Raw genomic sequence first — 22826 nt, forward strand, 5'->3', positions numbered from 1 at the left:
GCCGGGCAGGCAGACCGTACCACTGGGTACGGGCGATATTCACGCCGCAGTGCGGCACGGTATGGAAGGACCTTGGCGGGCAGCCCATCCCTGCTGGCGCCGCGGCCCGTGGCCGGCGCGCGCCCAGGCCACGCGGCTCAGCTCAGAAAGTGCTGGTAGCCGCTGCGCGGCGGCTGCCACCGCTGGCCGTCGGCAGCGCGCACCACGATGCCGCGGCCGGCGACGATGCGCCCGATCGGTGTCGCCGCGACCCCCACCGCCTGCAGCGCCTGCACGATCGCCGCGTGCTGCGCCGGCTCGGCAGTGAAGCACAGCTCGTAGTCGTCGCCGCCGCCCAGTTGCCAGGCATGCACCTGCGCAGGGGCCGCGTCGGCCGGGGCCGCGGCCGCCGGCAGCGCGGCCAAGTCCAGCTCGGCACCGACGCCGCTGCGCGCACAGATGTGCTCCAGATCGGCCAGCAGGCCGTCGGACACGTCCACGCAGGCCCGCGCCAGGCCGCGCAGGCGCAAGCCGACCTGCACCCGCGGCGTCGGCCGCAGCAGGCGCTGGCGCAGGCGTTCGTGCAGCGGATCGGCGGCCGGCACGGTCACGTCCAGCCGGCCGGCCTGCCACAGCGCCAGCGCCGCGGCGGCCTCGCCCGGCTGGCCGGTCACCCAGACCTCGTCGCCCACCTGCGCGGCATCGCGACGCAGCGCGGCCGTCGCCGGCACACTGCCGATCGCGGTGACCGACAAGGCCAGCGGCCCGCGCGTGGTATCGCCGCCGGCCAGGCCGATGCCGTGCGCGTCTGCCAGGGCGAAGAAACCCTCGGCGAACGCATCGACCCAGGCCATGTCGACCTGCGGCAGCGACAGCGACAGCGTGCACCAGCGCGGCTGCGCGCCCATCGCCGCCAGGTCGGACAGATTCACCGCCAGGGTCTTCCAGCCGATGTCGGCGGCCGCGGTCTCGGCCGGGAAATGCACCCCGGCATTGAGCGTATCGGTGGTGATCGCCAGCAACTCCCCCGCCGGCGGCAGCAGCAAGGCCGCATCGTCGCCGATGCCCAGCGGCAGGTCGTCACGCGCCCGGCTGCGCGCACGCAGGCGCTCGATCAGATCGAATTCAGCCATTGGAGCCGGGAATGGGGAAACGGGAATGGGGAATGGGGAGAAGCAGGAGCAACAGCCGCACTACCGGTGGCCTTGGAGAGAATGGCTTTTGCTTTTTTGCATTTGCCATTCCCCATTCCCGTTTCCCCATTCCCGGCCCCTCAGCCCCCCGACTCCACCGCGCGCCACTGCAGCGCGGCGCGGTCGAGGACGCCGTTGACGTAGGTGTGGCCGTGTTCGGAGCCGAAGCGCTTGGCGGTCTCGATCGCTTCGTTGATCACCACCCGGTACGGCACGTCCATGCGGTGCAGCAGTTCGTAGGCGGCCAGGCGCAGCACCGCACGCTCGATCGCGTCCACTTCCTCGACCGTGCGGTCCAGGTAGCCGACCAGCGCTTCGTCCAGTTCCGCACGGTGCTTGAGCACGCCTTCGACCAGGTTCTCGAAGTACACCAGGTCGGCGATCTCGTGGGCCTGCTCGTGCGCGAACTGGGCGATCACATGCTGGGCGTTGCCGCCGGAGATCTGCCAGGCGTAGATTGCCTGCAGCGCGCGCCGGCGCGCGCGCGAACGCAGGACCGGATCGACGCCGTCGCGGCGTGGGTGGTGCTTGTGGCCAGCGGGTTTGTTCACGGCAGCAGCTCCAGCAGGTTGACCATCTCCAGCGCGCCCAGCGCCGCTTCCTCGCCCTTGTTGCCGTGGCTGCCGCCGGCCCGCGCCTCGGCGTCCTCGACCTGCTCCACCGCGAGCACGCCGTTGAGCACCGGGATGCGGAAGTCCAGCGAGACGCGCAGCAGGCCCTCGGCGCAGCCGTCGGCGACGTGTTCGTAGTGGCGGGTATCGCCACGGATCACGCAGCCCAGCGCGATGATCGCGGCATGCTTGCCGGCCGCGGCCAGGCGCGCGGCGACCAGCGGCAACTCCCACGCGCCCGGGACGCGGATCACGTCCACCGCGTCCTCGGCGATGCCGTTGCCGGCCAGGCTCTGCCGCGCACCGGCGACCAGCACGTCGGTGATGCGGGCGTTCCAGCGGCTGGCGATGATCGCGAAACGCGCCGACTCGGGGGTGCGGAGGTCGCCTTCGTAATGGGACATGGCGGTGGCAGTTTGAGGGGGTGGGAGAGTTTAGCAGGCAGGGAGGCCGGGACCCGGGCGGGCAAGAACAGTCGCTCGCCCAGCGCCGATCCAGCTCCAGGATCAGGCTTTGCCCAATCCCGAATCCCGAATCCCGAATCCCTGCCCCACCTCCACATGCTCCACCACCTCCAACCCGAACCCCGCCAACCCGATCTGCCGACGCGGCGTGCCGAGCACGCGCAGCTTGCCCAGGCCCAGGTCGGCGAGGATCTGGCTGCCGGCGCCGTTGCGCCGCCACTGGCCCACGTCCTTGCCGTGCGCCGCCTCCGGCTGCGCGCGCAGCCGCGCCAGCAGCGCCTCGCTGTCGCGCGGCGCCGACAGCACCACCATCACCCCGCGCTCGGCGGCGGCGATCGCGCGCAGGGCGTCGCTGGCGGCCACGCCGAAGTCTTCGCGGCGCCAGTGAAGCAGGTCGGCCAGCGGGTTCTCCACCTGCACCCGCACCAGGGTCGGGGTGTCGGCGTCCGGGGTGCCGCGGACCAGGGCGAAGTGCAGGTCGTGGGCGATGCGGTCGCGGTAGGTGACCAGGGTGAAACCGCCGAACTCGGTGTCGATCGGCCGCTCGTCGATGCGCTCGACGGTGTGTTCGGTGGCCAGGCGGTAGGCGATCAGGTCGGCGATCGAGCCCATCTTCAGGCCATGGGTGCGCGCGAACTCTTCCAGTTGCGGACGCCGCGCCATGCTGCCGTCGGGGTTGAGCACCTCCACCAGCACGCCGGCTGGCTCCAGCCCCGCCAGCATCGGCAGGTCGCTGGCGGCCTCGGTGTGGCCGGCGCGGGTCAGCACGCCGCCGGGCTGGGCGATCAACGGGAAGATGTGGCCGGGCTGGCTGAGGTCGTGCGGCTTGGCGTCCGGCTTGACCGCGGTGCGCACGGTGTGGGCGCGGTCGTAGGCGGAGATGCCGGTGGTCACGCCTTCGGCGGCCTCGATGCTGACGGTGAAGTTGGTATGGAACTGCGCGGTGTTGCGCTGGACCATCGGCGCCAGGCCCAGCTGCGCGCAGCGCTCGCGGGTCAGCGACAGGCACACCAGGCCGCGCGCGTGGGTGACCATGAAATTGATATCGGAGGGCTTGACCAGCTCGGCGGCCATGATCAGGTCGCCCTCGTTCTCGCGGTCCTCGTCGTCGACGATGACCACCATGCGGCCGGCGCGGAGTTCTTCCAGCAGCTCGGGGACGGAGGCGAAATTCAGGCTCGGGGTAACGGAAGGCGACATGCGGGAACTCGAGGAAAGACGGAGGATGCCGCGCGCGCCGCAGACAGCGGCGCAGCGTGGCGGATAGGGGGAAGGCCGGACGCGGCCAGGATCAGTCCTGGCGGCCCTGCAACAGGCGTTCGACGTAGCGCGCGACCAGGTCGATCTCCAGGTTCACCGCCGCGCCGATGGCGGTCTGCGCGAACGCGGTGTGCGCCACGGTGTGCGGGATCAGCGCGACCTCGAAACCTTCCGCATCGACCTCGTTGACGGTGAGGCTGACCCCGTCCACGCAGATCGAGCCCTTCTTGGCGATGTAGCGCAGCAGCGTCGCCGGTGCGGCGAAGCGCCAGCGCTGCGCGCGCGCGTCGTCGTGGATCGACAGCACCTGCCCAAGGCCGTCGACATGGCCGCTGACCAGGTGCCCGCCGAGCCGGTCGCTGGGGCGCATCGCCCGCTCCAGGTTCAGGATCGCGCCCTCGGCCAGACTGCCGAGCGTGGTCAGCGCCAGGGTTTCGGTGGAGGCGTCGGCCTGGAACGCCGCCGCGTCGAAGGCGACCACGGTCAGGCACACGCCGTTGACCGCGATGCTCTCGCCCAGGCGCACGTCGGCGAACGGCAGGCTGCCGGTGGCGAAGGTGAAGCGGAGATCGCCGCCCTGCGGCTGGCGTGCGGCGAGGTGGCCGACGCCTTCGATGATTCCGGTGAACATAGCTACGTTTCTCGCAATGGGGTGAGCGAAAAACGCCACAAGGCAAACAGGCACGCGCACAGCCGCAAGGCTGCGCGAAGGCCGTCTTCTTTCATCCGGACTATACCGTCGGCCCCGGCATCGCACCGGATCTGCTGACCTTCCCGATCCGGCGCGGCGCGCCTGCGCCGGGAAGCGCTCGCGGGCTCGTGCGCGAACGCACCTACCGCCGGTGGGGAATCGCACCCCGCCCTGAAGACGTTTGTGGTCGCCGGCGAACCGGCCCGGGCATTCTAGCAGGCGCGGTCAGGCGGACCCGACCCGCACTGTCGACCAGGACAGGACACTGCATCGCGCGGCCTGCCCGCGCCCAAGACAGCAATGTGAAATATTTGTTAAGATGCGCAAGGCGACAGCGACGTCGCCCGTGTCCGCCCCGCAACGGGGCACTGACACTGCCATTCATTCGGAGAGCACCACCCATGCGCAACACCCTGATCCTGGCTGCCCTGTTGGCGGCCGCACCCTTTGCTGCGTCGGCCGAGGGCCTGAGCTACACCTATGTCGAAACCGGCTACTCGCGCCTTGACCCGAAATCGGACGCTCTGGATGGCGCCTATGTGCGCGGCTCCGTCGCCATTGCGCCCCAGGTTTTCGTGTTCGGCGGCTACACCCGCGTTACCGACACCCGGTACTACTCGATCTTTGACGACGGCAGCCACGACCTCACTGAAAAGTACATCGCGAGCGATTCGGAGATCGGCATCGGCTACCACATGGAATTCACCGAAAAGCTGGACTTCGTCGCCGATGCGGCGTTCCAGCGCAGCCAGCTCGAACTCAAGTCGAATTTCCTCGGCGACCGCTCTACGACCAAGGACCATGCCAATATCGGTCAGGTCACTGCAGGCGTTCGCGGCAAGCCCTCGGCACGCACCGAAGCCTGGATCAAGGGCGGCTACTTCGACGGCAACGCGATGAAAGAGGGCAAATTCGTCGGTGTGCTTGGCGGCCAGGTCAACGTCACCCGGACTTGGGGTCTGGTGACCGAGTTCCGGTTCGTCGAGCAGAGCAACCAGGGCTGGCTGGGCGTTCGCGCAAGCTTCTGATCGCAAAACAGCTCCATCAAGAAAGGTCCCGAGCGGGACCTTTCTTTTTTGCGTTCGACTACCGGCAATGCATCGCCGTCGATCGTATGGAACGGTAGGCCGCCGTGGCCGACACCGTCCTTGTCAGGCATCCACGGCCGCCGGCCGCAGCAGCAGGCGCAGGTCCACGCCGAGCTGGCGCACGTCCTGCAGTTGCAGCGGTACGCGCTGCGCCATGGCCTCGATGCCCAGCCCGGCCAGCAGCGGGCGGGCGGTATCGCCCAGCAGCAGCGGCGCCATGTACACCAGCACCTCGTCGACCAGGCCGGCACGCAGCAACGCGCCGCTCAGCGTTGCGCCGGCTTCGACCTGCACCTCGTTGATGCCGCGCTCTGCGAGCAGGCGCAGCGCCGCCTGCAGGTCGCAGCGCCCTTCGTGCAGCGGCACAGTGGCGAACGTGGCGTGATCCAACGTCGGCGGCACGCGGTCCGGCGCATGCAGGTAGAGGGTCGGCGCGCTGCCGTCGCGGACCTTGGCTTGCGCCAGGCTGCGCAGTTGCGCGTCCAGCACCACGCGCAGCGGCGGCATCGCCTCGGTCGCCGCTTCCAGGCGCACGGTCAGCGCCGGATCGTCGGCCAGCACGGTGCCGGCGCCGGTGAGGATGGCGCCGGCGCGGGCGCGCCAATGCTGCACGTCCTGGCGCGCGGCAGGACCGGTGATCCATTTCGATTCGCCGCTGGCCAGGGCGGTGCGTCCGTCCAGGCTGGCACCGAGCTTGATCCGCAGCCACGGCCGGCCGCGCTCGACCCGCGACAGGAAGCCACGGTTGAGCGCGCGCGCCTGCGCTTCCATCAACCCGGATTGCACCGCGATGCCGGCGTCGCGCAGCAGCGCGAAACCGCCGCCGTTGACCTGCGGGAACGGGTCGGCCATCGCCGCCACCACCCGCGCCACCCTGGCCTCGATCAACGCCAGCGCACACGGCGGGGTGCGGCCGTAGTGCGCGCACGGCTCCAGGGTCACGTAGGCGGTGGCGCCGCGGGCGCGTTCGCCAGCGGCGCGCAGCGCGAACACCTCCGCGTGCGGCCCGCCGGCGCGCTGGTGGAAGCCCTCGCCCACCGCCGCGCCGTCGCGCACGATCACGCAGCCGACCATCGGATTGGGCCGCGTGGTGTAGGCGCCGCGCTCGGCCAGGCGCAGGGCCTGCGCCATCCAGCGATGGTCGTCGGCGGAGAAGCCGGGCGACTGCAACTCGCTCATGCGGCAGCGCCGCCGGCGTCGATACGCATCACCACCACGTGCAGCGGCCCCAGCGGCAGGTCGGCGTGGCGCTGCCAGCCCAGGCGCTCGTAGAACGGCACCAGCACCGGCTCGCAGTACAGGTACAGCCACTGCACGCCGAAGCCCGCCGCAGCCTGCACGCAGTGCGCGACCAGGGCGGCGCCGACGCCGGCGCCGCGCGCCTGCGGCCGCACGTACAGCGTGGCCAGCCATGGCGAGAACTGGCGGATGCGCGCATCGTCGTTCTGCAGCAGGCTCACCGAGCCCAGCCAGTCCTCGCCGTCCAGGGCAATCCAACTGGTGGGAATGCGCTTGTCGTCGCGATGGCTGCGCAGGTCGGCCTCGGCCTCCACCACGTTCCATTCCGGCAGCAGCGGACCGAAGGCCTGCAGATGCTCCTGCGCCAACGCCGGGATGTGCTGCGCGGCCTCAGCCAGACAGACGATGCGCATGCGCTCAGCGCTTGCCGGTCTTGTCGCCCGGCTTGGCCGCGCGCACCAGGTCCAGCAGCGGCAACTGCTCGCTGCCCACCGGCAATTCGCGCTCGAGCTTCTCGATCTCCTCGCGGAAATCGGCCACGTCCTGGAAGCTGCGGTACACCGAGGCGAAGCGCACGTAGCCGACGTGGTCGAGCTTGCGCAGCTCGGCCATGACGTACTCGCCGACCCGGATCGAGGGCAGTTCGCGCTCGCCGGACATGCGCAACTGGTGCACCACCGCACGCACCGCCGCCTCGATCTGCTCCTCGGCCACCGGCCGCTTCTGCAGCGCGCGGTCGAAGCTGGTGCGCAGCTTGCGCGCATCGAACGCCTCGCGGCCGCCGTCGCTCTTGATCACCGTCGGCAGCTTGAGTTCGATCGTCTCCAGCGTACTGAAACGCTCACCACAGGCCTCGCACTCGCGACGCCGGCGGATCGTCGCGCCGTCCTCGGACACGCGCGAATCGATCACCCGGGTATCGGTGTGCTGGCAGAAAGGGCAGTGCATTCAGAGCGCCGGGAATGGGGAAACGGGAATGGGGAATGGGAACGTCAACAGCGCAAGCGTAGCGCTTCTGACCATTCCCGATTCTCCATTCTCCATTCCCGCCTCAGCCATACACCGGATACTTGCGGCACTGTGCGGTCACCGCGTCGCGCACGCGGGCCAGCACGGTGTCGTCGGTCGGGGCGTCGAGCACGTCGGCGATCCAGTTGGCCAGGTCGACGCAGTCCTGTTCCTGGTAGCCGCGGGTGGTGATCGCCGGAGTGCCCAGGCGCAGGCCCGAGGTCACGAACGGCGAGCGCGGGTCGTTGGGCACCGAGTTCTTGTTGACGGTGATGTGGGCCTTGCCCAGCGCGGCCTCGGCGTCCTTGCCGGACACGTCGCGGCCGATCATGTCCACCAGCATCAGGTGGTTCTCGGTGCCGCCGGAAACGATCTTGTAGCCGCGCGCGATCAGGGTCTTGGCCATGGCCTGCGCGTTCTTCACCACCTGTTGCTGGTAGCTGGTGAACTCCGGCTCCAGCGCTTCCTTGAACGCCACCGCCTTGGCCGCGATCACGTGCATCAGCGGGCCGCCCTGGATGCCGGGGAAGACGATCGACTGCAGCTTCTTGGACAGGTCCTCGAGCTTGTCGCCGGCGCCTGCGGCACTGGCGAGGATGATGCCGCCACGCGGGCCGCGCAGGGTCTTGTGGGTGGTGGAGGTGACCACGTGCGCGTGCGGCAGCGGGGTCGGATAGACGCCGGCGGCGACCAGGCCGGCCACGTGCGCCATGTCCACGAAGAAGTAGGCACCGACCTTGTCGGCGATGGCGCGGAAGCGCGCCCAGTCGATCACCTGCGAGTACGCGGAGAAGCCCGCCACCACCATCTTCGGCTTGTGCTCTACGGCCAGGCGCTCGACCTCGTCGTAGTCGATCAGGCCCTGGTCGTCGACGCCGTACTGCACGGCATTGAACAGCTTGCCGGAGGCGTTGACCTTGGCGCCGTGGGTCAGGTGGCCACCGTGCGCCAGCGACATGCCGAGGATGGTGTCGCCCGGCTGCAGCAGCGCGAAGTACACCGCCTGGTTGGCCTGCGAGCCGCTGTGCGGCTGCACGTTGGCGTAATCGGCGCCGAACAGTTGCTTGACCCGGTCGATGGCCAGTTGCTCGGCGACGTCGACGAATTCGCAGCCGCCGTAGTAGCGCTTGCCCGGATAGCCTTCGGCGTACTTGTTGGTCAGCTGGCTGCCCTGCGCTTCCATGACCAGCGGGCTGCAGTAGTTCTCGCTGGCGATCAGCTCGACGTGGTCTTCCTGGCGGCCGGCTTCGGCGGCGATGGCGCGGGCCAGGTCGGGATCGTAGGTTTCGATGCGGGCGTCGCGCGGGAACATCGGGTCTCCGGGGGCATGGACAGAAGGCAGACGACTAGTTTAAGCCCCGCGCGCGCCCGAGGGCGAACCAAAACGCGAACGGCCTCCCGAAGGAGGCCGTTCTGCAGTGCTGCGGCGGGGATCAGCGGCCGGTGAGCACCAGGTCGGCGATGATGCCGGTGGCGATGGCCACCAGCAGCAGATTGCCGGTGTCGTCGCGCACCCAGCGGTAGCCGTACGGCGGGCGCCGGACCTGGTAGCGGTCGTAGTCGTAGACCACGTAGTTCGGGCCGTAGTAGCGCTGGCCGCGCGCCCAGCGCGGCGGGCCCGGGCGGTAGTAGACGACGTCCGGCCCGGTGCGATAGCCGTCGCGATAGCCGCGATCGTAGGCGCGACGGGCGTCGCGGCGGTCGCGCTCGCGGTCGCGCCAGTCGCGGTCGCGATCGGCGTCGCGGTAGCCGCGGTCGTACCAGCCATGGTCGCGCGGACCCGGTCCCGGCGGCGGGGGCGGCGGCCCCGGAGGACCCGGCGGGCCCCACCCCGGACCGGGGCCGCCCGGCCCCCAGGCGAAGGCGGGTGGCGCCATGAAACCCAGCGCCAGCGCGGACGAGAGGGCAATTGTGGCAAGGCGTTTCATGTTCATGGCAGCTCCGTCACGTGGTGTGGCGATTGCATTTAGAGCCTTGCCGTCTGAACCGCCTCCTGCTGGAATCGATTACGTATTCAGCTTTGCCGATCGGGCTAAGAAAGCGTTCATCCACCGGTACTTGCGGCCTGCGCGTGCAGGCGCAACAGCGCCGCCTGCGCTGTGTCATCGGCTGGCAAATAGACCACCAGGCGGTTGCCGTTGCGCGGCGCCGACCACCAGTTGACCTGCTGCAGGCGCAGCTCGCCTTCCTGCGGATGGCGGAAGCGCTTGAGCTGGTTCTCCACCCCGCGCACCTCGCGCCGCTGCCGCCACAGCGCATCGAACTCCGCCGAGGCGGCACGGTAGCGCGCCAGCAAGGCCTCCCATTCCGGCTCGCCCAGGTGCTCGGCCATCGCCGCGCGCAACATCGCCACCATGTGCTGCAGCACGTCCTGGCGATCGAGCAGCGCGTCGCGCCAGCGCGGATTGGTGAAGGCCTGATAGACGCAGTTGCGATCGGCATCCGCCAGGTCGGCCAGGGTCACGCCCATCAGCCGCTCGAAGGCCGGGTTGGCGCCGAGGATGTCGAAGCGCGGCGTCTGCAGCATCGCCGGCCACGGGCCGAGCTGATCGAGCAGCATGCGCGCGGTGCCGGTCAAACGTTCGCACGGCGGCGGCGCCAGGGCGGTCGTGCCGCCCACGCCGGCCAGCGCCAGCACGTGCGCGGTCTCCACCTCCGAGCACTGCAGGGCGCGGGCGATGGCGGTCAGCACGCGCGCCGAGGCGCGGACCGGACGCCCCTGCTCCAGCCAGGTGTACCAGGTCACGCCGACATCGGCGAGCAAGGCCACCTCCTCGCGGCGCAGGCCGGGGGTGCGGCGCCTGCCGCCGCGCGGCAGCGCCAGGCGTGCCGGATCCAGACTCTCGCGGCGGGCGCGCAGGAAGGCGCCCAACGCGCGGGCGCGCTCGCTGGCCAGGGCCGGACCCGACGCGGCGGGCGCAGCCACGCGCTCCGGCTTGGAGGTGGAAGGGGCGAGGTCCAGTTGCATCGTTTTCTCCGCATCGTTGGCTGCCGGCACCGGACGCGGCGCACGCCGCGCCGCCGTGTCCGCCCCTGCCTGAGATGGCGCTCGGGACCACCAGGAGGCACCGTCAGTACCAGGATAAATGAATCCTTGTACCAGTTTATCGGCTCCCCATACTGCGCGCCATGACCACGCCCACCTCCCCCGCTTCCGCCATGTCTTCCAGAGTCCCCACCCTGAGCCGCCGCGGCCTCGGCATCCTGCTGATCGGGCAGATGCTGCCGCTGATCGATTTTTCCATCCTCAACGTCGCGCTCGGCTCGATCGCGCACACCCTGCACGCGTCGGCGACCCAGTTGGAGCTGATCGTGGCCGTCTACGGCGTCGCCTTCGCGGTGGGTCTGGCGGCGGGCGGCCGGCTCGGCGACAACCTCGGCCGACGCCGCGTGTTCGGTGCCGGCGTGCTGCTGTTCGGCGTGGCCTCGTTGCTGTGCGGCGTGGCCGGCTCGGTGGGAGCGTTGCTGGCCGGTCGCATGCTGCAGGGACTGGGGGCGGCGCTGGCGGTGCCGCAGATCCTGGCCACCATCCACGTCAGCCTGCACGGCAAGGCGCACGCGCGGGCACTGGCGCTGTACGGCTCGCTGGGCGGCATCGCCTTCGTCATCGGCCAGGTGCTGGGCGGATCGCTGGTCAGCGCCAATATCGCCGGCTCCGGCTGGCGCAGCGTGTTCCTGATCAACCTGCCGTTCTGCCTGCTGGCGCTGGCCTGCCTGCGCGCCGTGCCGGAGACCCGCGCGGCGCGGCGGATGCCGCCCGACCTGGCCGGCGCCGGACTGCTGGGGCTGTTCCTGGCCTGCCTGCTGCTGCCGTTGGCGCTGGGTCCGTCCCTGCACTGGCCGCCGGCGTGCCTGGCGGTGCTGGCCGCGTGCCTGCCGCTGCTGGCGGCGCTGGCCCGGGTCGAACTGTGGCAGGAACGCCGCGGGCGCACGCCGCTGCTGCCGCCGGCCCTGCTGCGGCTGCCCAGCGTGCGCTTCGCGCTGCTGGTGGGCGGGGTGTTCTTCACCTGCTGGAGCGGCTTCATGTTCGTGCTGGCGCTGACGCTGCAGACCGGCGCCGGACTCTCGCCGCTGCAGTCGGGCAATGCCTTCATCGTGCTGGGCGCGGCCTACTTCGCCTCTGCGCTGGTCAGCGCCCGCGTGGCGACGCGCTGCGGCCCGGTGCCGACGCTGCTGCTGGGCTGCCTGGTGCAGATGCTGGGCCTGCTGGCGCTGGGCTGGACGCTGCACGCGGTGTGGCCGCATCCGGGCGCAGGCAACCTGGCGCCGGCGACGGCGTTGATCGGCGCCGGCCAGGCCTGGATCGTGGCCAGCTTCTACCGCATCGGCCTGTCGCAGGTGCCTACCGACCATGCCGGCGCCGGCAGCGCCATGCTCTCCACCATCCTGCAGGCGGCCATGGGCCTGGGACCGGCGGCGCTGGGCGCGATCTACGCCCACGCCCGCGGCGGCGGCAGCCTGGCCGCGATGCAGGCGGCGCTGCACAGCGAGTGGCTGGCGATGCTGCTGCTGGTGATCTGCGCGCTGGTCTACCTGCGCCGGCAGCGCCGTGCCGGCGCATCGTCGACGGCGCCGACCGCGGCGCTGCCGCCGCTCGCCGAGTAGCCCGCGCAGCACCGCCAGCGCGTCTGCTGGCGCAACCGCGGCAACGATTGCCGGCGGCCGTCCGGCTATAATCCGCCATCCCTTTCGACGCCCTCCGGCCGCCGGCCGGCGGGCGCCCTGCGCCTTTGGAGCTGCCATGTCGCAATACATCTACACCATGAACCGGGTCAGTAAGACCGTGCCGCCCAAGCGCCAGATCATCAAGGACATCTCGCTGTCCTTCTTCCCCGGCGCCAAGATCGGCCTGCTCGGCCTCAACGGTGCCGGCAAGTCCACCGTGCTGAAGATCATGGCCGGCGTGGACACCGATTTCGAAGGCGAGGCGCGTCCGCAGCCCGGCACCAAGGTCGGCTACCTGGCGCAGGAGCCGGAACTGGATCCGAACAAGACCGTGCGCGAGTCGGTCGAGGAAGGCGTGGGCGAAGTGCTGCAGGCGCAGGCCGCGCTGGAAGCGGTGTACGCCGCCTATGCCGAGGAAGGCGCCGACTTCGACGCGCTGGCCAAGGAACAGGAGCGCCTGGAGGCGATCCTCGCCGCCGGCGACGCGCACACCCTGGAGAACCAGCTCGACGTGGCCGCCGACGCGCTGCGGCTGCCGCCGTGGGACGCCAAGATCGCCAACCTGTCCGGCGGCGAGAAGCGCCGCGTGGCGCTGTGCCGGCTGCTGCTGCAGAAGCCGGACATGCTGCTGCTCGACGAACCGACCAACCACCTCGACGCCGAGTCGGTGGAGTGGCTGGAGCAGTTCCTGGCGCGCTACACCGGCACCGTGGTGGCGGTCACCCACGATCGCTACTTCCTCGACAACGCCGCCGAGTGGATCCTGGAACTGGACCGCGGCCGCGGCATTCCGTGGAAGGGCAACTACACCGAGTGGCTGATGCAGAAGGACGAGCGCCTGAAGCAGGAAGAGAACCAGGAGAAGGCGCGGCAGAAGGCGATCCAGAAGGAACTGGAGTGGGCCCGGCAGAACGCCAAGGGCGGCCGCTCCAAGGGCAAGGCACGTCTGGCGCGCCTGGACGAACTGCAGTCGGTGGACTACCAGAAGCGCAACGAGACCAACGAAATCTTCATCCCGCCGGGCGAGCGCCTGGGCAACTCGGTAATGGAGTTCAAGAACGTCTCGAAGAAGTTCGGCGACCGCCTGCTGATCGACAACCTGTCGATGATCATCCCGCCGGGCGCCATCGTCGGCATCATCGGCCCCAACGGCGCAGGCAAGTCGACCCTGTTCAAGATGATCACCGGGCAGGAGAAGCCGGATTCGGGCGAGATCGTGGTCGGCCCGACCGTGCAGCTGTCGTACGTGGACCAGAGCCGCGACAAGCTGGAAGGCAACCACAACGTGTTCCAGGAGATTTCCGGCGGCCTGGACATCCTCAACATCAACGGCGTGGAGATCCAGTCGCGCGCCTACATCGGCCGCTTCAACTTCAAGGGCCAGGACCAACAGAAGATGGTCGGTTCGCTGTCTGGCGGCGAGCGCGGCCGCCTGCACATGGCCAAGACCCTGCTGCAGGGCGGCAACGTGCTGCTGCTCGACGAACCGTCCAACGACCTGGACATCGAAACCCTGCGCGCGCTGGAAGACGCGTTGCTGGAGTTCCCCGGCAACACCTTCGTGATCTCGCACGATCGCTGGTTCCTGGACCGCATCGCCACTCACATCATCGCCTTCGAGGGCGACTCGCACGTGGAGTTCTTCCAGGGCAACTACCGCGAGTACGAGGAAGACAAGAAGCGCCGCATGGGCGACGACGCCGGCCCCAAGCGCCTGCGTTTCAAGGCGCTGAAGTAAGCCGCAGCGCGTTTGTGCGACACCCGCCACGGCCCGCCTCGCGCGGGCCGTGCGCGTTTTGCCGCTGTATCCACAGAGGCTCTCGTAGGAGCGGCTTCAGCCGCGACCGGGCGTTCCCGGTGACGCCCGGTCGCGGCTGAAGCCGCTCCTACGAAACGCACGCCGGTGTCGGCGCTACAGTTCGTACGACAGCACGTCCTCGAAACCGAACCTGTCGAAGTCGCGGATGCGCGAGGGATACAGCCGGCCGATCAGGTGGTCGTGCTCGTGCTGCACCACGCGGGCATGGAAGCCCTCGGCCTCGCGCTGCAGCGGGGTGCCGTCCGGCAGCACGCCGCGGTAGCGGATGTGCCGGTAGCGCGGGATCACCGCGCGCAGCCCGGGAATGGACAGGCAGCCTTCCCAGCCGTCCTCCAGTTCGTCGGACAGCGGCTCGATCTCGACGTTGGCCAGGGCGGTGCGCGGCACCGGCGGTGCGTCCGGATAGCGGGCGCTGCGCTCGAAGCCGAACACCATCAACTGCAGGTCCACCGCGATCTGCGGCGCGGCCAGGCCGACGCCGCGCGCGGCATCCATGGTCTCGAACATGTCGGCCACCAGCGCGTGCAGTTGCGCGCTGTCGAAGTCGGTGACCGGCGGCGCCTGGCGCAGCAGACGCGGGTCGCCCATGCGGATGATGTCGCGGATCATGTACGGGCTCCTGTATGGGGATGGCCGCGATTATCCGCCGTGGCGACGGCGCGTGCAGCGATGGCTACGATGTACCGTGCCCCAGCGGCGGTCTGCCACGGTGCGATATCTGCATTCCAGCAAAGCGCCGACGCAACGTCGTAGGAGCGGCTTCAGCCGCGACAGGCGCTCCCATGAAACCTGTCGCGGCTGAAGCCGCTCCTACGACTGAAGCGGCGCGCCTGTCGCGCCCTACTCCGGCACGTACGGCGAGGCCAGCACCTGCGGGCGGCGGCCGAGGCCGGCGCCGAGCCGGTCGAGCACGAAGCGCACGTAGAGGTTGGTGCTGAACTGGGTGTAGTCGCGGGCGTTGTTGAGCAGCAGGCGGCCGCCCAGGAACAGTTGCGGGGCGATCTGCCATTCGGCCGCGCCGGCGATGTTGTAGGACATGCCGGTCTTGCTCTGCCCGGCGTAGACCGGCGCGACGTAGCGGTCGGTCAGCCCCAGCAGCGCGGCCAGCGAGGCGGCGTCGTAGGCGGCCTGCTGCATCTGCGCGCTGGTCGGGAAGTACGGGCTGTCGTCGCTGCGGAAATGCTGCACGCCGACGCTGGCATCCACGCTCCAGTTGACCGTGCGCCCGGCGGTGCGTCCGCTCCAGTGCACCGGGAAGCCCAGGTCCACGTAGTCCTGCGGGCTGAAGTAGCCGCCCTGGCCGTAGGTGTAGCCGCCCAGGTTCTTGTCGTACTGCATCGCGGTCAGGTTGAGGCCGGCGGTCAGCGACTGGTTCTCGGTGTCCAGTGCGTGCACGTACACGCCCAGGTCGACCTGGCGGTGGTCGTTGCTGGCGACGTTGCGGCCGACCAGGCGATCGGCGCTGGCGCTGGCGTAGCCGCCGAGCAGGCCGTTGTCGAGGGTGGCCGACAGGCGCAGGCCGTTGCTGGTCACGCCGCCCCAGCCGAGCCCGGCGCGGCCGTCGTCGACGCCGCCGAAGGACAGCAGGCTGTCGCTGACCGCGCGGCGGAACACCTCGCCCGAATAGGTGAGAGTGTCGCCGGCCTGGCCTCGGTAGCCGACGCCGCCGACGATGCGGCGCTCGGGGAAGCCGACCGGGGTGCTGCCCAGGTCGGCGCTGAAGCCGCCGTTCCTGTAGGTCACCGCCATGCCGACGCCGCGCGCGTCCTGGTCCATGCGGCGCGCGCCGTTGCCGTTGGCGGCCATGGTGTACAGCGCCTGGCTGAAGCCGGCCGGGGTCAGCGCCGCGGCGGTGGGGTTGGCGGCGAGGTTGCGGAAGCGGGCGATGTCGGCGGCGCTGAGGTCGGCGCTGCGCGAGGCATCGCCGAGGATGGCGCTGGCCAGCGTGCCGATCGCGGTGTCGGCGGCGGTGTTGCCAAGCAGGAACGCCGACAGCGGCTCGGCATATAGCGCCTGCAGCGCCGCCGCCTCGCGCTGCGCGTTGGTCAGCGCCGGATCGGTGTCGTTGAACAACTTGTTGTACAGCCCGCTGTCGACCGCGTAGGTGCGCAGCGCGTTGCGGGTGGCGTTGCTGTTGCCCTCGGTGAGCAGCAGTTGGTACAGGTCGCTGCCGACCAGGCTGTCGATCGGTGTGCGGTCGGCGGCCAGGGCATCGTCCATCGCCGCGGCGGGACCGGCACCGAAACGGCTGGCGGTGGCGTAGTCGGTGCCGAGCGTGCCGGCGTCGAGCAGTGTCGGGGTGACGTCGACCTGCAGCTTGCCCTCGCCCACTGCGAACTCGCCATGCAACGGCACTTCCAGGTCGCGCAGCCGGCCCAGGCCGGCCTCGCCGTCGCGGGCGCGGTAGCTGGCGCCGGTGGCGAGGCTGTCGCTGTTCTCGGCCTGCACCTCGCGCAGTTCGTCGAGCACGCTGGAACCGCCGGCGGCAGTGGCAGGCGCGGCCGGCTGGCGCAGGGACGCGCGCGGCGCCGCGGTCAGCACCCCATCATCGGACAGGTCGCGCGGCGCGCTGCGGGCGATTGCGGTGGTGCGCTGGCCCGGCACCGGCAACGCGGCCAATGCCACGCCCACGGCGCTGGCGCTGGCCGGCGGCGGCAGGTCGTCGCCGGCAGCCACGGCCGGCACGGACGCCGGCAGCGCGGACGCCGCGTAGGCCGGTGCCGGCATGCCGCCGCCGAGGCTGTCGGACACCACGGCGGCGCTGCGCGGCATGCGCCCGTTCATGCCGGCGAACGGATTGAGCGGGCGCCCGGCGGCGGCGTAGGACGCCGGGCCGTTGGCGGCCGGCAGGCCGTTGTCGTACTGGCCCGATTCGCGCGCCTGCGCCGCCAGCGCGGCACGGAAGTAGCTCTCGGCCTTGCGGTTCTTGCCGGCGCTGCGGTACACGCGGCCGGCGGCGCCGAGCACCTGCGGCGAATCCGGCGCCTGCGCCAGCGCGCGCTGCAGGTAGTCCTCGGCACTGTGCAGGTCGCGCAGCGCGGCGGCGGTGTTGGCCGCGGCGATCAGCGTGTCCAGGTCGTTGGGCGACTGCTGCAGTTGCTGCTGGTACAGCACCAGCGCCTGGCGCTGGTCGCCGGCGGCGGCGTACAGCCGTGCCAGCGCGGCCACCGCCTGCGGATCCTGGTTCTGCTGCGCGAGCAGCGGCGCCAGCGCGTCGTAGGCGGCTTCGAGGTTGCCGAGTTCGCGCAGGGCATCGACTTGGCGCAGCACGTAGCCGCTGCGCAGCGCCTGGTAGCGGCGTTGCTGCTCGGCGCTCATCTCGCTGTCGCGCAGCTGGCGCAGGGTCGCCGCCAGTTCCGCGTCCTGGTGCGCGCGCAGCAGCACGCCGGCGTACTGCAGGCGCGCCTCGGTGGAGGGGTTCTGCGCGACCAGGCGTTGCGCCAGGGTCAGCGCGCGCTGGTTGCTGCCGATGTCGGCGTAGGCGCCGGCCATCGCCGCCAGCAGCGCCGGCTGTTCCAGCGCGTCGCCCAGTGCGGCCTCGGTGCGGCCGAGCAGCAACTGCGCTTCGCCGCCACGGCCCTGCTGTTGCAGCAGGCGCGCCTGGGCCGCCTGCTGTTCGACCCAGGCGGTGTTGCGCAGCGCGCTCATCTCGGCGGTGCGCGCAGTGGCCGGGATACGCTCCAGGCTGGCGTAGGCGCCGGCCCAGTCGCCGCGCTCCTGCGCCAGCAGCGCGTTGGCGTACAGCGCCTCGGGCATGTCGCCGTGCACCGCGAGCAGGCCGTCCATGACGCTGCGCGCCTGGTCCGGACGCCCGGCCTGCTGGTACAGGCGCGCCAGGTCCAGCCGCACCCAGGGGTCGCCCGGGTTGTCGACCATCGCCTTCTCCAGCTCGCTCTGCGCGGTGACGGTGTCGCCGGCCTCCAGCGCCTGCTGCGCGCGGGCGCGCTGCAGGTTGGCTTTCAGTGCGGACTCGCCGCCGGCCTGCTGGCGCTGCGCCGGGCTGAGCCTGGCGAACAGCGCACTGGCCTCGTTGGCGCGGCCCTGGCGGCTGTACAGGGCGATCAGGCCCTGCAGCGCGCCGGCATCGTCGGCGTGCAGGCGCAGCGCCTCGCGGTAGCTCTTTTCCGCGGCGGCGGCGTCGCTGGCCGACTGCAGGTCGCCCAGCAGCGCGTAGCCGGCGGCTTCCTCGGGCTTGAGCTTGACCGCCTGCTGGGCAAGGCGCAGCGCGGCGTCGGTATCGCCGCGCGCGCGTTCGGCCTGCGCCTGTTGCAGTTGCAGCCAGTAGCGCGCGCTGTCCAGCGCGCTGCGCCACTTGCCGTTGGCGGCCGCGGCCGGACGCAGCAGTTCCTGCGCTTCGCCGAAGCGCTGCTGGCGCAGCCGCACCGAGCCCAGTCCGCCGAGCGCCTCGGCATCACGCGGACGCGCGCGCAGCACCTGCGCGAAGCGCTGCTCGGCCAGCGCCAGGTTGCCGGCGTTGAGCGCCTTGAAGCCTTCGCCCAACTGTTCGCCGGCCGGGTCGCCGCCGCCTTGCGCGCGCCGCTCATGCAGTTGCGCGGCCTTCTTGGCGACCTCGGCATCGTTGGGATTGGCGGCCAGGAACGCCTGGTACAGCGGCGCATCGGCAAGGCCGGCGTTGAGCCACAGCAGGGCCTGGCGCCAGGCGGCGCGGGCCGGGCCGGCGACATCGGTGCGCTTGCTCAGCGCGGCGAGCTGGGCGATGCCCTCGCGCCGCGACGGTTCGCGGTAGGTCTGCACCTGCGCCAGCGCCAGCGCCGCGGCGGTGTTGTCCGGCTGCGCGGCGGCCAGGCGGCGCAGGCCGTCGCGCGCGCCCTCCCAGCCCTGCGGCGTGCCGGCCAGCGCCTGGTAGTACTCCAGCGCCAGCGAGTCCGGCGGGCCCTTGCCGTCGAACAGTGCCTGGTAGGCGCGCACCGCGTCCACGTAGCGGCCGGCGGCGGCGGCGCGGCGCGCGTTGCGCAGGTCGGCGTTGTCGCCGGTGCCGCCGATCGACATGGCCAGGCGCTGGGTCTGCGGCGCCTGTGGGTGCGCCTTCTGCAGTTGCGCCAGGCGCTTGCGCGCGTCTGTCTGGCGACCCTGCGCCAGATCGATCTGGGCCAGGCCGAGCAAGGCGTCGGGCTGGTTCGGATCGACCTGCAGCAACTTGCGCCAGGCATCGGCGGCGAGGTCGTCGCGGCCCTGGTCGTGCCAGTAGTTGCCCTGGCTGACCAGTTGCTGGGTGGCGCCGGCGTTCTGCGCGTGCGCGCTGCCGGCGAGCAGGCACAGGTCGATCATGCCGGCCAGGTACAGGGGTTTGAGGTTCATGCGGAGCATTGGGTTCTCCAGGCGGGCTGCAGCGCGCCGTCTGCGGAAAAGCGGTAGCGGTTGTCGAGCCAGGCGCGTCCGAACAGGATCAGCACGCGGTCGTAGTAGGGAAGCCGGGCCGCGGCGGCGTCGCCGGGCGCGGGAATGCGTTGCGCCTGCGCCTTGAGCAGCGCCGGTTCGCGCAATGCGCTCAGATAAGGCAGCAGGGCCGCGGAAAAGCCGGGCGGCGCCTGGCCGCTGCCGACGCCCTGGCGGGTGTCGATCTTCTCGTCGAGGCGGCCCTGCGCGCGCAGTTGCTGCAGCGGGCCGGACAGATCGTCGAGCAGCGCCTTGCGCAGCGGATCGGCCGCATCGAGCATGCCGGCCCACAGGTACACGCGGATCGCGTCGTAGCTGCCGACCGCGCCCTTGTCCGGATCGACGCCGAACGCGCGGCCGTCCCAGGCGATCCAGTCCGGCGCGAAGCCCACCGGTGCGCTGTCGCGCAGCAGGCGCGCGCTGCGCGTGGCCAGGCCCGCCCACGGCCCTTTCGGATCGACCGCGGCGAAACGCCGCAGCACCTGCAGCGGCAGGTAGCTGGGGTTGAGCGTCCAGCGCTGCGGCTGGACGAAGCCCTTGGCCGCCGGCAACAGCATGCTGCCGAAGCCGGGCAGCTCGGCCAGTTCGGTGCGCCGCACCAGCGCCAGCATCTGCAGGCCGGCCTGGGTGTAGCCGGGCCGCTGCCACAGGCGCCCGGCCTCGAGCAGCACGTAGGCGATCCACAGGTCGGCGTCGCTGGCGCTGTTGCCATCGAGCACGCGCCAGCTGCCGTCGCTGGCGCGGCCCCACAGCCAGGCCGGCAGCTGCTGCTGCGGGCGGCCGCCGCACAGGTTGTGCCGGGTCCAGCCGAGCACGCGCTCGAACAGCACCTGGTCGTTGGCCACCAGCGCGAAGAACAGCGCGTAGGACTGGCCTTCGGAGGTGCTGCGCTGGTCGGCGTGCTGGAAATCGATCACCCGCCCGCTGGCATCGAGGTGCTTGCCGACGAACGCGGTCCACTCGCGCCACGGCGCGCAGGCCGGCGCCGCCGCCAGCGCAGCGCGCGCCGGCGGCAACAGCGTCGCCGCGCCGGCGGCGAACAGGCCGCCGAGCAGGCGCCGGCGTTGGCCACTGTGTGCGCTCACTGCCCTTCCTGCAGCCGCGCCGCCGAATGCCGGCGCAGCACCACGCGCGCGGCCAGCGCCAGCAGCACGCTCAGCACCACCACCGCCAGGCCGAGCAGCAGCGGGTGCTGGGAGAAGTACCAGCGCGCCCAGGTCGGCAGCGGCAGGTGGCCGACGTAGTAGGTCTGGTTGCCGGCGAGGCTGCGTACCTTGCCCTTCTGCAGCAGCACCACGCTGCCCTGGAAGTCCTTCAGCGTGGCCGGCTCCAGCCAGGCGTCGAAGAAGTCCTCGACGCTGGCCGGGTCCTCGGCCAGCAGCGCGACCACGCTGCGCCCGGCCTTCAGCGGCGACTGGAAGCCCATCAGCACCACGTCGCCGGGCGCCGGCTTCACCGCGACCTCGGCGGTGGTCGGCAGATCGGTGCGGCGCGCGTCGAACGAGAGGAACCCCGGCAGCTTGTCCAGCACCCAGTCGCTCATCGAAAAGCGCCGGCCGCTGGCGCCGTCGCCGATCGGCAAGGCCGCGCTCCAGCGCTGGAACAGCGGCTGCGAGCGCAGGCTGCCGAACACCAGCAGGTCGCTGTCGGCGTGCTGGTCGACCTCGGCGGCGTGGATCAGGGTCACCCGCAGCGCCGGGTAGCCGGTGGACGCGCCGAGCCGGCCGAGCAGGGTCAGCAGGTTGGCCATGTCCTGGTCGCCGATCTCGTCCGGCACCACCACGGTGGACTCGGACAGATCGGCCAGGCGCGTGAACGGGAAGCCGGCATTGCCGAACGCGGCCAGGTTCGGCATCGCCATGTAGTGATGGAACGAACGCAGGTCCACGCTGGAGTCGGCATCGATCGCGCCGGACACGTCGGGGAAGGTGTTCTTGCACGCCTGCGCCTGCGGGCGGTCGAAGAAGAAATGGAAGCGCAGCTGGCTGTTGGCCGAGAACGGGCCGGTCGGCAGCAGCAGTTTCTGCTCCACCGGCATCGCGCCCTTGGGCGAGAGTTCGTGCCACCAGCGCAGCGGCAGCGACTCGGCGTAGGCGTGGCCGGTCAGCGGCAGCGTGGTGACGAAGGCATCGTTGATGCTGACGTTGAGCGCGGACTTGTTCTGCGTCTCCGGCACCGTGTAGCGGTAGCGCAGGTTGACCGGGATGCCGTCGCGCTGCCACACGAACAGATCCGGCGGCAGTTGCAGGCCGACCCGGATCAGGTCGGGGTGGTAGCCGCTGACGTTCAGTTGCGAGGTCTGCGCCACCAGGTCGCCGAAGCGCACCGGCTGATCGCTGGAGATCCAGTTCGGCGCGTCGTAGGGCTTGCGCGGCTGCGCCTGCTTGAGTTCGCCGATGCGCGCCACCGGGCCGTTGAACGGCGTGCCCAGGCTCAGCGCGGTGGCGGCCTGCTGCAGGTCGTTGTCGTCGCGGCCCAGCACCAGCAGCAGCTTGCCGGTGGCATCGCGCGGGTTGGCGATCATCGCCAGGGTCGGGCCGGCGATCTCGCTCAGGCCGGCCTGGGTCGCGGCCAGTTCCGCCGGCAGGGTCGCGGCGGTGGCGAACAGCACCGCGTTGCCGGTGGCCGGCACGTCGCCGATGGTCACGCCGAACGCGGCGCCACGGTAGCCGGCCTGCGCGCCGAACCAGGAGGCGACGATGCCGGCGCTGCGCAGCGTGGCCAGGTCCGGGCGCTGCGGGAACACGAACGGCAGTTCCAGCCGGCGCGTGTCGCGCTTGTCGTAGAACGGCACCGGCAGCAGCGCCAGGTCGTTGCGCAGCACCAGCGGGGTGGCGGTCAGCGACAGCCGCGTGGCCGGATCGATGTTGGCCCACAGGCTGGTGTGGTCCGGATCCTCGCAATCGCGGGTGTAGTGGCCGATCAGCTGCAGGTTGAGCCGGTTGTAGTCGCTGATCAGGCGTGGATCGATCGGCACGTCGCTCTGCTGCAGCCTGCCGGCGTTCTCGCGGCTGACCGGCAGGGTCGCCACGGTGACGCCGTTGACGCTGACCTTCAGGTGCGACAGGTCCGGCAGCAGCGCCGGCGAGTAGCTGTAGACCAGGTGCAGGTTCGCCGCCTGCACCACTTCGTCGGTGCGGGTGCTGAAGGCGATGCCGGCGCTGCCCTGGATGCCGCGCAGGGTCATCTCGTAGTCCACGCCGAGCTGCTTGAGCGTGGCCGAGCGCTCGCGCTCGGCCGGCGCCGGCTGCGGCGTGGCGGTCGCAGCAGCGGCGGCGGGCGCCGGCGCGGTGGCGGGAAGGGTCGGCTCCTGGGCCAGGGCGAGGCCGGACAGGACCGTGAGACAGCACGCAGCCAGGGCGGGTAGACGCATCGACGGCAACCGGAAAGAAGGGGAAGAGAGGAAGGAACG

The 22826-nt window shown here is 71.0% G+C and carries 18 protein-coding genes and 1 riboswitch; of the genes, 3 read left to right on the forward strand and 15 right to left on the reverse strand.

The genetic code is table 11. From position 1 onward, the window contains the following. Positions 1-137 precede the first annotated feature (137 nt). The 5 genes from thiL to PG878_RS17495 all read right to left on the reverse strand — a co-directional run bounded on the left by thiL (position 138) and on the right by PG878_RS17495 (position 4138). Entirely contained in the window at positions 138-1112 is a 975-nt protein-coding gene (thiL, locus tag PG878_RS17475) for a thiamine-phosphate kinase (protein ID WP_209032389.1), read from the reverse strand. 140 nt (positions 1113-1252) lie between these two features. Further along, a complete protein-coding gene (nusB, locus tag PG878_RS17480; RefSeq protein ID WP_209032390.1) occupies positions 1253-1723 on the reverse strand; it encodes a transcription antitermination factor NusB in 471 nt (156 codons plus the stop codon). Next, positions 1720-2187, reverse strand: coding sequence for a 6,7-dimethyl-8-ribityllumazine synthase (ribH, locus tag PG878_RS17485; RefSeq protein ID WP_010340901.1), 468 nt, complete (start codon positions 2185-2187; stop codon positions 1720-1722). The genes nusB and ribH overlap by 4 nt, the downstream gene beginning before the upstream one ends. Before the next feature lie 102 nt (positions 2188-2289). Continuing rightward, positions 2290-3423, reverse strand: a complete 1134-nt coding sequence (gene ribB / locus PG878_RS17490) for a 3,4-dihydroxy-2-butanone-4-phosphate synthase (RefSeq protein ID WP_209032487.1) — start codon at positions 3421-3423, stop codon at positions 2290-2292. Between the two features lie 115 nt (positions 3424-3538). Beyond that, on the reverse strand, positions 3539-4138 hold the full coding sequence (locus PG878_RS17495; RefSeq protein WP_209032391.1) for a riboflavin synthase: 600 nt from the start codon (positions 4136-4138) through the stop codon (positions 3539-3541). A 79-nt stretch (positions 4139-4217) separates the two neighbouring features. Further along, positions 4218-4381: riboswitch (FMN riboswitch) on the reverse strand. A 218-nt stretch (positions 4382-4599) separates the two neighbouring features. On the opposite strand from PG878_RS17495, the gene PG878_RS17500 reads away from it, so the two are divergent. After that, positions 4600-5226 (forward strand): hypothetical protein, encoded by a 627-nt coding sequence (locus PG878_RS17500; RefSeq protein ID WP_209032392.1) that lies wholly within the window; start codon positions 4600-4602, stop codon positions 5224-5226. Between the two features lie 123 nt (positions 5227-5349). On the opposite strand, the gene ribD is transcribed toward PG878_RS17500, so the two are convergent. The 6 genes from ribD to PG878_RS17530 form a co-directional block, all read right to left on the reverse strand. Continuing rightward, positions 5350-6465 carry a bifunctional diaminohydroxyphosphoribosylaminopyrimidine deaminase/5-amino-6-(5-phosphoribosylamino)uracil reductase RibD gene (gene ribD / locus PG878_RS17505; RefSeq protein ID WP_209032393.1) on the reverse strand — a complete coding sequence of 372 codons (1116 nt, stop codon included), beginning with the start codon at positions 6463-6465 and terminating at the stop codon, positions 5350-5352. Then, positions 6462-6938 carry a GNAT family N-acetyltransferase gene (locus PG878_RS17510; RefSeq protein WP_209032394.1) on the reverse strand — a complete coding sequence of 159 codons (477 nt, stop codon included), beginning with the start codon at positions 6936-6938 and terminating at the stop codon, positions 6462-6464. The genes ribD and PG878_RS17510 overlap by 4 nt, the downstream gene beginning before the upstream one ends. Positions 6939-6942: 4 nt before the next feature. Then, complete coding sequence (nrdR, locus tag PG878_RS17515; protein WP_010340907.1) at positions 6943-7473, reverse strand: transcriptional regulator NrdR; 531 nt, start codon at positions 7471-7473, stop codon at positions 6943-6945. 103 nt (positions 7474-7576) lie between these two features. Next, a complete protein-coding gene (gene glyA / locus PG878_RS17520; RefSeq protein ID WP_209032395.1) occupies positions 7577-8845 on the reverse strand; it encodes a serine hydroxymethyltransferase in 1269 nt (422 codons plus the stop codon). A 121-nt stretch (positions 8846-8966) separates the two neighbouring features. Beyond that, on the reverse strand, positions 8967-9467 hold the full coding sequence (locus tag PG878_RS17525; RefSeq protein ID WP_209032396.1) for an RcnB family protein: 501 nt from the start codon (positions 9465-9467) through the stop codon (positions 8967-8969). 110 nt (positions 9468-9577) lie between these two features. After that, positions 9578-10501 (reverse strand): helix-turn-helix transcriptional regulator, encoded by a 924-nt coding sequence (locus tag PG878_RS17530; protein ID WP_209032397.1) that lies wholly within the window; start codon positions 10499-10501, stop codon positions 9578-9580. A 191-nt stretch (positions 10502-10692) separates the two neighbouring features. Between PG878_RS17530 and PG878_RS17535 the strand changes: the two genes are divergently transcribed. Both PG878_RS17535 and ettA read left to right on the forward strand, forming a co-directional pair. Further along, complete coding sequence (locus tag PG878_RS17535) at positions 10693-12138, forward strand: MFS transporter (RefSeq protein WP_209032398.1); 1446 nt, start codon at positions 10693-10695, stop codon at positions 12136-12138. A gap of 136 nt (positions 12139-12274) precedes the next feature. Continuing rightward, positions 12275-13936 (forward strand): energy-dependent translational throttle protein EttA, encoded by a 1662-nt coding sequence (gene ettA, locus PG878_RS17540; RefSeq protein ID WP_209032399.1) that lies wholly within the window; start codon positions 12275-12277, stop codon positions 13934-13936. Positions 13937-14110: 174 nt separating this feature from the next. Here the strand turns inward: ettA and PG878_RS17545 are convergent, their stop codons facing one another. The 4 genes from PG878_RS17545 to bcsB form a co-directional block, all read right to left on the reverse strand. Continuing rightward, positions 14111-14626 (reverse strand): peptide deformylase, encoded by a 516-nt coding sequence (locus PG878_RS17545; protein WP_209032400.1) that lies wholly within the window; start codon positions 14624-14626, stop codon positions 14111-14113. A 231-nt stretch (positions 14627-14857) separates the two neighbouring features. Further along, on the reverse strand, positions 14858-19345 hold the full coding sequence (locus tag PG878_RS17550; protein ID WP_209032401.1) for a cellulose synthase subunit BcsC-related outer membrane protein: 4488 nt from the start codon (positions 19343-19345) through the stop codon (positions 14858-14860). Then, positions 19333-20499 carry a cellulose synthase complex periplasmic endoglucanase BcsZ gene (gene bcsZ, locus PG878_RS17555; protein WP_209032402.1) on the reverse strand — a complete coding sequence of 389 codons (1167 nt, stop codon included), beginning with the start codon at positions 20497-20499 and terminating at the stop codon, positions 19333-19335. Before bcsZ ends, PG878_RS17550 begins: the two co-directional genes overlap by 13 nt. Further along, a complete protein-coding gene (gene bcsB / locus PG878_RS17560; protein ID WP_209032403.1) occupies positions 20496-22787 on the reverse strand; it encodes a cellulose biosynthesis cyclic di-GMP-binding regulatory protein BcsB in 2292 nt (763 codons plus the stop codon). The genes bcsZ and bcsB overlap by 4 nt, the downstream gene beginning before the upstream one ends. Positions 22788-22826: the final 39 nt, after the last annotated feature.

The sequence above is a fragment of the Xanthomonas hawaiiensis genome, from assembly GCF_031834635.1.
Lineage (GTDB): Bacteria > Pseudomonadota > Gammaproteobacteria > Xanthomonadales > Xanthomonadaceae > Xanthomonas_A > Xanthomonas_A sacchari.